Below are 10,409 nucleotides of genomic sequence, written 5' to 3' on the forward strand. Positions count from 1 at the left end.
ACGTTCTGGCACGAGCGCTCCAGCGTGCCGCTGTTCGAGGAGTTCCAGGACAGCCTGATGTTCGAGACCGACTTTCCGCACGAGGCGGGCCTCGCCCCCGGGCCGAGCAGCCCGGCGTCCTCGGCCCGCGAGACCGTGTGCCAGAACCTCGCCGGCCTGTCGCCCGAGGTGCTGCACAAGGTCGTCTTCGCCAACGCGGCCTCGCTGTACGGCCTCGAGCCGCCGGACGCGTCGTGAGCGTACAGGCCAACGTGCAGGCAAGCCCGCAGGCAAGCCCGCAGGCCAGGACGCGTCGAGCCGAACGTTCGGGGGCGGCCCGCGCCGCGATGCTCGATACGGCGATCGGGCTGCTCGCCACCAGGGGCTACTCCGGCATGAAGCTCGCTGACGTCAGCCGCGGCTCGGGCTACAGCTACGGCCTCGCTCCGTTCCACTTCGAGTCGAAGGCCGGCCTGCTGAGGGCGATCCAGGAGGAGATCGACGCGAGCTACACGGATCACATGGCCGCCGCCTGCGATCCCGACATCCCAGGCCGCGAGTTCGTGGACCGGTGGGTCACCGCGACGTTCGCGTTCGCGAAGGGCCACCCCGCGCACTGGCGAGCCAGCGTCGTGATCCTCGTCGAGTCGGTCCTCGGCGTTCCCGACGTCGCCGTCGAACACTCGCGGTTCGCGTCGCGGAATATCGAGACGCTGCGGACCGCGTTCGAGCGTGGCCGGCGCGACGGAAGCATCCCGGCCTCCGTCGATCCCCCGGCGGCGGCGGCGACCGTCGCGGCGCTGATGAAGGGCATCAACTTCGAGTGGTTCGGCGACCCGACGGTCGATCTCGACGCGAGCTGCCGGCTGGTGCTCGACGTCGTCCGGCAAGTGCTGCGGCCGTGATGTCGAGCTTTCGCGGCCGCGCCCGCCAGTGGCTCGCCGTCGAGGCCCCCCGACGTGGATGGATCCCGTCGGAGGCCGTCGCCGCCGACGAGCTGGCCCGCAGTCGCGACTGCCAGCAGGCGCTGTGCGCAGCCGGGTTCGGGGCCATCACCTACCCGGCCGAATACGGCGGAGCGGGCCTCGGCGTCCGCGAGCAGATCGAGTTCAACGAGGAAGCGACCGCGTACAGCCTCCCGCTCAGCGAGCTCGTCGTCGGGCTCGGTGTCTGCGCCCCGACCCTGCTCGCGCTCGGCACCGACCGGCAGAAGGCGAGGTACCTCCCGCCCCTGCTGCGAGCCGACGAGATCTGGTGCCAGCTGTTCTCCGAGCCCGGTGCCGGTTCCGATCTGGCCTCGCTGAGCACGCGGGCGGCCGGATCCGCAGCGTCGGGATGGACGGTCAACGGTCAGAAGGTGTGGACGTCGGGCGCGCAACACGCCGACTTCGGCTTGCTCCTGGCGCGCACCGACCCGCAGGCCGCGTCGAAGCACGCCGGTCTGACGATGTTCCTCCTCGACATGGCGGCACCGGGGATCACCGTTCGACCGCTGCGCCAGATCGACGGCACGGCGCACTTCAACGAGGTGTTCTTCGACGACGTGCACGTCCCGCCGCAGAACCTCGTCGGGACGGTCAACCGCGGCTGGGCGGCGGCGCTCGTCAGCCTCATGAGCGAGCGCGTCTCGCTCGGCACTACGCGCGCGACTGCGGGCCTGGTCCCGGACGCGGAGACGCTCATCGCCGCGGCGCGTCGCCGCGGCGTCGCCACCGATCCGGTGCTGCGCGCCGAGCTCGTCGACATCGTGATCCGCGAGCGGGTGCTCGCCTACGTGGGAAAGCGCATCAACGCCGCGGTGCTTGCCGGCCGCGAGCCGGGGCCGGAAGGGTCCATCGCCAAGTTGCTCGACAGCGACCTGCTGCGGCGGGCCGCCACGGTCGGGGCGCGCATCCACGGGCCGGCGACGACGGCCTGGGACCCGGCCAACGCCGGCGACAGCACATGGAGCCGCGCGGTGCTCTTCGCGCCGGGTATGCGCATCGCCGGCGGTACCGACGAGATCCAGAAGAACACGCTCGCCGAACGCACGCTCGGCCTGCCCCGCTGAGGAGGAACGGGTGGACGAAGAGTTAAAAGGTCGCGTCGCTCTCGTGACGGCGGCCGCCGGTCGCGGATGCGGGCAGGCGATCGCCCGGCGGCTTGCGGCCAGCGGCGCGACCGTCGTAGTGACGGACATCCACGAGCGTCGCGCGGCCGAGGTGGCGGCGCAGATGGCCGCCGACTACCCGGCCGCGACGGTCGTCGGCATGCCGCTGGACGCCGGCGACTGGGGTCGGATCGACGCCGTCGTCGATGCCGTTAACAACGAGCTTGGTCCGATCCAGATCCTCGTCAACAACGCCACGATCAACGTGCGAGGCGCGATCTTCGACTACGACCCGGAGGACTGGCTCTGGTGTCTTCGCGTGAACCTGTCCGGGGCGTGGTATCTCTGCCGCCAAGTTATGCCGATCATGCGTGGCGCGGGTGGGGGCAGCATCGTCAACACGAGCAGCTACGCCCCCGACGTCGGCGGTGACGGTTTGGAGTCGCCCTACGCGATTACGAAGGGCGGGCTCAACGCGCTCACGAGGTGCATGGCCGTCGAGGGCGCGCCGCACGACATCCGAGTCAACACGGTGAGCATGGGCGTCGTCGTCGGCACCAAGTTCATGGACGACAACCCGGAGATCCTCGACTTCGCCAGCCCGCCGATGCGGACACCGGTCGGCGTCGATGACATCGCCGAGGCGACGGCGTTCCTCGCGTCGGACCGCGCTCGCCACATCACCGGTGAGATCCTCAACGTCGCCGCCGGCGCCTACATGCGGAACTGAGGCATTCGATGCGCGCGTTGACCCCAACCTTCCATTCTGACCGCTGGGTCCCTCCCCCCGACCTCGTCGGCGGCTATCGCGTGGCTCAGCTCGCTGCCGTCCTCGGCGTCGGCGACCGCAGCGAGTTCCCGGCCCGCGCCGCGGCCGATCCCGAATGGTTCTACCCGGCCGCGCTCGACTTCCTTGGCGCGGAGTGGCTGCGGCCGTGGACGTCGCTGTGCGACGAGTCAGACGGCGCACCGTTCGGCCACTGGTTCGTCGGCGGTGGCACGAACGTGTCCTGGCTGGCGTGCGAGCGGTGGGTGGACCGCCTCATCGGGCCGGCCGTCATCTGGGAAGGCGACGGCGGGGAGTCGCGGGAGTTGAGCTTCGCCGAGTTGGCGAGTGCGGTGCGTCGGGCGTCCACCGGGTTCCGTGAGTTGGGTGTCGGCCGCGGCGATGTCGTTGCCATGCACCTGCCGATGGTCCCGGAAGCGATCGTGACCATGCTCGCCGTTGCCCGTCTCGGTGCGATCGTCGCGCCGGCGTTCTCGGGCTACGGACCGGCGCCACTGGCCGAGCGCTTGCAGCTCGCGGAGGCTCGAGTGCTCGTAACGGCCGACGGCATGATGCGACGCGGGCGCCCGAGCATGATGCTCGAAACGGCGCTGACCGCCGCCGAGACGGCGAACGTCGAGACGGTGGTCGTCGTGTCTCGCCTCGGCGAGACGCTGCCGCCGCATCCGGCGATCGTGCGGTGGAAGACCGTGGCCGACGCCGCCGAAGCAGGCGAGGTCGAGACGTTCGACGCCGAGACGCCGTGGTTGCTCGCGTTCACGTCAGGGTCAACCGGTCGACCGAAGGGCGCACTGCACACCCACGGCGGATTGCCCTACAACCTCATGCTGGAGCTCGCTCTGACGGCGGACGTTGGGTCGGGTGACCGGTTCTCGTGGCCGAGCGACATGGGGTGGCTCGCCGGACCGATGGGCGCACTCGGGCCCTTGACCTTGGGCGCCACGGCCGTGTTGTTCGAAGGCGTCGCCGACCATCCCGAGCCGGACCGCATCTGGCGGTTCGTCGAGCGGCATGGCATCACCCAGTACGCGCTGTCGCCGACGACCGCGCGCACGCTCGCGGCCGCGGGCGAGCAGTGGGTCGCGCCGTACGACCTCCCGACGCTTCGCGTCATCCTCTCCTCGGGCGAGCCCTGGACCCTTCCCGCGTGGCGATGGCTGCATCGTCATGCCGGGCGAGGCCGCGTCCCGATCATCAACTGGTCGGGCGGCACCGAGGTGGGCGGTTGCATCGTCGCCAGCTACCCCGACGTCGCCACCTCCGCGGGTCGGTTCTCCGGTCCCGCGCTAGGCATGGCGATCGACGTCGTCGACGACGAGGGGCGCTCCGTGTCCGGCGAGCTGGGCGAGCTCGTGGTTACGAGGTCGTGGCCGGCGATGACCCGCGGCTTGTGGCGCGAGACCGATCGCTACCTCGACGCCTACTGGTCACGCCTGCCCGGCACGTGGGTCCAGGGCGATCGTGCCTTGCGCTACGCCGACGGCAGCATCGAGATCCCCGGACGGTCGGACGACGTGTTGAAGATCGCCGGCAAGCGCGTCGGGCCCGCCGAGCTCGAGTCGCTCGCCACCGAGGTCGAGGGCGTGACCGCCGCCGCGGCGATCGGCGTCGACGATCCGGTCAAGGGACAGGTGGCCGTGCTCGTGGTGCAGGCTTCGTGCGCGCCCGCCGACGAAGCACGTCTGACGGCAGGGGTCGCCGACCGGATCGCGACGGCATTCGGCAAGCCGATGCGACCGTCGGCAGTGTTGGCCGTGCCCGACCTGCCGCGGACCCGTTCGGGCAAGGTCCATCGCCGCGCCGTGCGTGCGTGGGTGACCGGGTCCGACCCGGGCGACCTGTCGAGCCTCGACAACCCGCAGGCAGAGGCGGGCGTCCGGCTCGCCGCGCTCGGGCGCGAGGACTACGACGAGTTCGCCTACGTGCGCGGTCCCGACGTGGCCGTTCGGCGTGAGGAGCTCCACGGCCCGGACGGCGAGGCGCTCAGCGCAGTGCTGTGGGGTGAGGAAAGGCCGGCGCTTCTCCTCCTGCACGGGGGTGGCCAGAACGCCCACACCTGGGACGGCGTGGCGCCGGCGCTGAAGCGCCCGCTCGTCGCGCTCGATCTGCCGGGACACGGACGGTCGTACCGTCGCGCTGATCGCGACTACTGGCCGTGGCGCAACGCTGATGTCGTCGCGGGTGCGGTGGCGCAGTTGACCGCCGAGCCGGTGGTCGTCGTCGGGATGTCGCTCGGGGGCCTGACCGGCATCCGGCTCGCCGCCCGGCGACCCGACCTCGTGCGGGCGCTCGTCGTGGTCGACGTCACGCCCAGCGTCCACGAGGTGGAGATGACGTCGCAGGAGCGTGGGGGGAGCTCCCTCATCAGCGCCGAGCCGTCGTTCGCGTCGTTCGCCGAGCTCGTCGACTCCACGGTTGCCGCCACCGGCCGACGACGCGAGTCGGTGGCGGTCGGTGCGCGTCACAACTCCTACCGTCGGGCCGATGGGCGCTGGGCGTGGCGCTACGACCGACTCCGCCTGCCCGGCGACCAACCGCTCGACTTCAGCGCGCTGTGGGCTGATCTCGAGGCGGTGCGGTGCCCGCTGATGCTCGTGCGCGGCGGCGATTCCTTTCACGTACCGGACGCCCACGCGGAGCAGGTGCGCCGATGCCAGCCCTCGGCACGTCTCGAGATCGTCAGCGGCGCCGGCCACAGCGTGCAGAGCGCCAAGCCGGCGGAGCTCGCGGCCCTCATCGAGGACTTCGCGTTCACCGGGAACATTCGATGACGACGTGCTGTGACGGCTTGGTCGTGATCGAGCTCGGTAGCGGCAGCATCGCCGGGGCGCTGTGCGGGATGCTGCTTGCCGACAACGGCGCACGCGTCCTCAAGGTCGAACCGCCCGAAGGCGATCGGTTACGCCGCGAGATGCCGTCAGGTTTCCTCGTCTGGTGCCGGGGAAAAGAGAGCGTTGTCATCGACCTGCGAACCGAGGCCGGGCGCGACGAGCTCATCGAGCTGACGCAGGGCGCCGATGTCGTGATCGACGGGTTCGCACCGGGTGTCACCGCCCGGTGGGGCATCGACGACGACGTGCTCCGGGCCCGCAATCCCCGGCTGGTGCACTGCTCGATCACCGCCTTCGGACGGTGCGGAAGCTATGCGTCGATCAAGGGATACGAGGCGGCGGTCGCCGCCAAGGCCGGCCTCTTCACGCCGGGGATCTACACCGGCCGACCGGCCGGCGACGATCCGATGTTCGTGGCCGCGCCGCTGGCCAGCGTCGGCGCCGGTCATCTCGCCTGCAGCGGCGTGCTCGCCGCGCTCACGGCCCGCGAGACCACCGGCCGCGGCCAGCACCTCGACGCGACGCTGCTCCAGGGACTCACGCCGGCCGACTACTTCGGCACGATGCACTGGCAGGTCCGGCTGCAACAGGCAAGCGAGCCGGACCGGCCACGCGCCGCGCCACCCGCCCGCCCACCGGCGCTGCTGTGCAGCAAGGACGGCCGCTGGATCAACGCTTCGACGACCATGCAACATCAGCTGCGCGCGCTCGTCGCTGCGCTCGAGATCACCGTCGCCCGGCCCTCGAGCGCCGACGCCGTGGCCACCGACCGCTACCGCGCGGCGTTCTACGACGCGTTCCGCCGGCGGACGATGGACGAATGGGTCCCGATCCTGCTCGCCGACCCCAACATCGCGTTTGAGGTCGTGCGCACCGGCGACGAGGCGATGGAGCACCCCCAAGCCCTGCACAACGGGCAGATCGTCGAGGTGCTCGACCCGGTCGTCGGACCCATCGCCGAGATCGGGCCCATCGCCTCCTTCTCGGCGACGCCATCGAGAATCGGCCGGTCCGCGCCCGCTCTGGGCGAGCACGCCGCCGTGGCGCCGCCCGCCGTGGCGCCGCCCGCCGTGACCGTCGGTCGAGCCGGTGCGGCGTTGCCGCATCCACTGGCCGGCATCACCATCGTCGAGCTCGGCTACTTCTACGCCATGCCGTTCGCCCTGACCATGGCCGCGTCGTTCGGTGCCCGCGTGATCAAGATCGAAGCGCTCACCGGCGACCCGATGCGCGTCAACTACGGCATTCCCGAGGCGGGAGCGGTCAAGGTGCTCGAGGGCAAGGAGAGCGTTGCCGTCGACCTGAAGTCAGCCCAGGGCCGCGCCATCATCGAGCGCCTGCTCGCCCGCGCGGATGTCTTCGCGTTCGGCTTCCGGCCCAAGGTCGCGACGAGCCTCGGGCTGGACTACGAAACAGTCCGTCGCCTCAACCCACGCATCGTCTACCTGCACGCCAGCGGCTACGGCGTGGACGGGCCGTACAGCGAACGCCCGCTGTACGCGGGGCCGGCCTCGGCGACGTCGGGCGCATACCACCGTCAGGCGGGCTACTGGCTCGCCCCCGAACGAGCGGCCGGCGCCGGCGTCGAGGAGCTCCGGCAGCTCGCCAGCCGCGTGCAGCCACCCGTCGACGGCGATTCCAACGCGGCCCTCGCCGTCCTCTCGGCCCTGTCATTGGCGCTGCTCCACCAGCGCCGCAGTGGCGTCGGCCAGTTCGTGGCAACAAGCATGATCGAAGGCAACGCCTACGCCTACGCCGACGACTACGTCCGCTACGAGGGAAAGCCGCCGATCCAGGGGCCGGACCCCGACCAACGGGGACTACACGCGCTCTATCGCCTGTATCCCGCCGCCAGTGGGTGGATCATGGTGGCCGCCCCCACCCAGACCGAATGGGAGTTGCTCACGACTGCGCTCGGCCGGTCGGACCTCGTCTCCGATGCGCGCTTCTCCTCTGCGGGGACGCGGGCGGACCACGACCACGACCTCGTCGAGGAGTTGACGGAGTGCTTCGCCACCCGAAGGTCGACGGAGTGGGAAGAACTTCTTGGGCGCCACGGACTCTGCGTCGTAGAGGTTTTTGAAGGCTCGATGGCCGACTTCACGAACACCGACTCCGTCCTGGTCGAGACGGGACTCGTGACCCACGTCGAACACCCGCTCTTCGGGACGATCCTCCGCCACGCGGCACCGGTCGCGTTCTCGGACATGCCCGGCCGAGTCGCACCGAGCCCACTTCTCGGGGAACACACGGACGCGGTCCTTGCGGAGCTGGGCTACTCGAATGACGACATCGCTGAACTGAAGGAGAACGCTGTGGTACTCCGCGAATCAGCTGCCCTGAGCGCAGTCCTGTGATGGGCCGCCTCGACGGGAAGGTGGCAATCGTCACCGGTTCCGCGAACGGGATCGGAGCGGCGACCGCGTACCGGCTCGCCCAAGAGGGCGCAGCCGTCGTTGTCGCCGACATCGACGCCGACGGCGCGGCTGCGCGCGCGGCCGCAATCGTGGCCGCGGGGGACACTGCCATCGGGGTCGGGGTCGACATCGCCGACGAGTCGTCGGTACACCGCCTCGTCGCGACCACGGTGTCGGCGTTCGGTGGCATCGACGTGCTGCACAACAACGCCAGCGCGATGAACCTCACGCCGTCCGACGTCGATGTGCTCGGCCTCGACCTCGACACGTGGGATGGCACGATACGCACGAACCTCCGCGGGACGATGCTCTGCTGCAAGGCGGCCATCCCCCACATCCTCGAGCGCGGGGGCGGTTCCGTGGTGAACACCTCGTCCGGCCAGGCCCTCCTGGGTGACACCGGGCAGACCGCCTACGCCGCGGCGAAGGCGGCGGTGATCGCACTCAGCCGCTCGATCGCCACGCAGTACGGCCGCCGCGGCCTGCGGTGCAACGCCATCTGCCCCGGATTCATCCTGACCGATCGGCTGCGGCAGAAGCTTGACGGCCCGGCCATCGAACGGCTTCTGCGCCATCAACTCGTGTCGCGGGCCGGGCAGCCCGAGGACATTGCCAACCTCGTCTGTTTTCTCACCTCCGATGAGGGATCGTTCATCACCGGGCAGGCGATCAGTATCGACGGCGGCTCCCAGGCGCACATGCCGTCGTACGCGGACGGCGGCAACATCGACCGGCGCACACCGGTGACGGCATGACATCCCGCGAGCTGACCGACGCCCGATCGCGGGAGCTGACCGATGTCCGCTACGAGGTCGACAACGGCCTGGCCTGGATAACGATCGACCGCGAGGCCCGCTACAACGCATTCTCCGCCCACACTGTCGACGAGCTGATCCATGCGTTCAAGCTGGCGTGGGGTGACTCAGCCGTGGGCGTCGTCTGCCTCACCGGGGCCGGCGAAAAGGCCTTCTGCGCGGGCGGCGACGTGAAGATGGCGGCCGAGTTCGGCGGTTACGGCCCAACCGACTACGGCATCTTCGAGATCCAGACGCTGCACCGGGTCATGCGGGCCATCCCCAAGCCGATGATCGCTGCCGTCAACGGCGTCTCCGCCGGCGGCGGGCACGTCCTCCACGTCCTCTGTGACCTTTCCATCGCCGCCGACACGGCGACGTTCGGCCAGTCGGGGCCGCGGGTCGGCTCATGGGATGCCGGCTTCGGCACCGGCATCCTGGCCCGCGCCATCGGCGAAAAACGCGCCCGCGAGATGTGGTATCTGTGCCGTCGCTACGACGCCGCCCAAGCGCTCGAGTGGGGACTTGTCAACGCCGTGGTGCCGCTCGCCGAGTTGCAGGCCGAGGTGCGCAGGTGGGCCGGCGAGCTGCTCGAGCGCAGCCCCACCGCGCTCGCGTTCTTGAAGCACTCCTTCAACGCCGACACCGAGCAGCTCGCCGGCGTCGGCGCGGTGGGCTTCGATGCCCTCGACATCTTCGGGCACACACGCGAGGCCCAGGAAGGCAAGGCGGCGTTCGCCGAGAAGCGCCCCCCGGACTTCGCCAGGTTCCGATGACAACCCGGCTCTGCGACGTTCCCCGCCGAGCCATCCTCTTGACTTTGTGGCCTATGCCACTGGCCAAAAGAGTGGCATAGGCCAATCCTTAAAGGCAAATCCCTTTTGAAGATTTTTTTGGGCTGACTACGGTCTGGGCGCTTGGTACGGGACGATCGCGATCATTGGGATGAGCCGGTGGCCGGCGAAACCGGGTGAGACGGCGTGTACGTCGGCTGTCGGGCATCAGCACTGGCCGGCTTGGCGGGAGGGCCGTGCCGGGTGACCGTCCGGGCCGGGGCGACCCGTCACGGACCCGCCAGATCAGGGTGAGGTCGACATCACCGTCGAAGTCGGTCAGGCGCGCACCCGGTGGCACACCGGCCTCGACCGCGCGGATCAGTTCCTGTTTACTCATGCCCAGTTCCACCACCAATTCGTGATCGGAAACGGCCATCTGCGATCTCCTCTCGCGGTAGGACGTGTTGGCGCAGGGCGCACCGGTTGCGTGCGCCGCAAGCGGGATGAGCGCCGGGCTAGTCGATCACCGAGTAGCCCTGTTCGAAGGTCCACTTATTGGGTGGGTACACGGCTTCGGCGAACTCGATGGGCTGCTGTTGCGCGTCGTAGACCGTGTGATGGACCACGAGCACGGCAGCCGGCCCGTCGCCGAGTTCCAGTTCCGCGCGCTCCAGGTCGCTTGCGAGCCGCGCGGCAATGGTGTCCCGGGCGTACCTGCCGCGCCGGCCGGTCTTCT

Annotated in this window: 9 protein-coding genes and 1 pseudogene; 8 read left to right on the plus strand and 2 right to left on the minus strand. The window is 70.1% G+C overall.

Annotated features, from left to right (window positions below; translation table 11 throughout):
* The 8 genes and pseudogenes from U9977_RS21855 to U9977_RS21890 form a co-directional block, all read left to right on the plus strand.
* A pseudogene (locus U9977_RS21855) lies at positions 1-237 on the plus strand (hypothetical protein); the annotation flags it as partial.
* Positions 234-884, plus strand: coding sequence for a TetR/AcrR family transcriptional regulator (locus U9977_RS21860; RefSeq protein WP_322751157.1), 651 nt, complete (start codon positions 234-236; stop codon positions 882-884). The pseudogene U9977_RS21855 and the gene U9977_RS21860, both read left to right, overlap by 4 nt.
* Positions 884-2,029: an acyl-CoA dehydrogenase family protein gene (locus U9977_RS21865; RefSeq protein ID WP_322751158.1), complete on the plus strand. Its 1,146-nt coding sequence runs from the start codon at positions 884-886 to the stop codon at positions 2,027-2,029. Before U9977_RS21860 ends, U9977_RS21865 begins: the two co-directional genes overlap by 1 nt.
* A gap of 10 nt (positions 2,030-2,039) precedes the next feature.
* Positions 2,040-2,798, plus strand: a complete 759-nt coding sequence (locus U9977_RS21870; protein WP_322751159.1) for an SDR family oxidoreductase — start codon at positions 2,040-2,042, stop codon at positions 2,796-2,798.
* Between the two features lie 8 nt (positions 2,799-2,806).
* Positions 2,807-5,626, plus strand: coding sequence for an alpha/beta fold hydrolase (locus U9977_RS21875; RefSeq protein ID WP_322751160.1), 2,820 nt, complete (start codon positions 2,807-2,809; stop codon positions 5,624-5,626).
* Positions 5,623-8,043, plus strand: a complete 2,421-nt coding sequence (locus tag U9977_RS21880) for a CoA transferase (protein ID WP_322751161.1) — start codon at positions 5,623-5,625, stop codon at positions 8,041-8,043. The genes U9977_RS21875 and U9977_RS21880 overlap by 4 nt, the downstream gene beginning before the upstream one ends.
* On the plus strand, positions 8,043-8,858 hold the full coding sequence (locus U9977_RS21885; RefSeq protein WP_322751162.1) for an SDR family NAD(P)-dependent oxidoreductase: 816 nt from the start codon (positions 8,043-8,045) through the stop codon (positions 8,856-8,858). The genes U9977_RS21880 and U9977_RS21885 overlap by 1 nt, the downstream gene beginning before the upstream one ends.
* An 11-nt stretch (positions 8,859-8,869) precedes the next feature.
* Positions 8,870-9,673 (plus strand): enoyl-CoA hydratase-related protein, encoded by an 804-nt coding sequence (locus U9977_RS21890; protein WP_416210740.1) that lies wholly within the window; start codon positions 8,870-8,872, stop codon positions 9,671-9,673.
* Between the two features lie 88 nt (positions 9,674-9,761).
* On the opposite strand, the gene U9977_RS27200 is transcribed toward U9977_RS21890, so the two are convergent.
* Together U9977_RS27200 and U9977_RS21895 are read right to left on the minus strand one after the other, a co-directional pair.
* A complete protein-coding gene (locus U9977_RS27200) occupies positions 9,762-10,109 on the minus strand; it encodes a hypothetical protein (protein WP_416210739.1) in 348 nt (115 codons plus the stop codon).
* A gap of 79 nt (positions 10,110-10,188) precedes the next feature.
* Positions 10,189-10,409 (minus strand): UTRA domain-containing protein (locus tag U9977_RS21895; protein ID WP_322751164.1); only part of this gene is annotated, 221 nt, incomplete at its 5' end.

Source organism: Protofrankia sp. Cas8, from assembly GCF_963555845.1.
Taxonomy (GTDB): domain Bacteria; phylum Actinomycetota; class Actinomycetes; order Frankiales; family Frankiaceae; genus Protofrankia.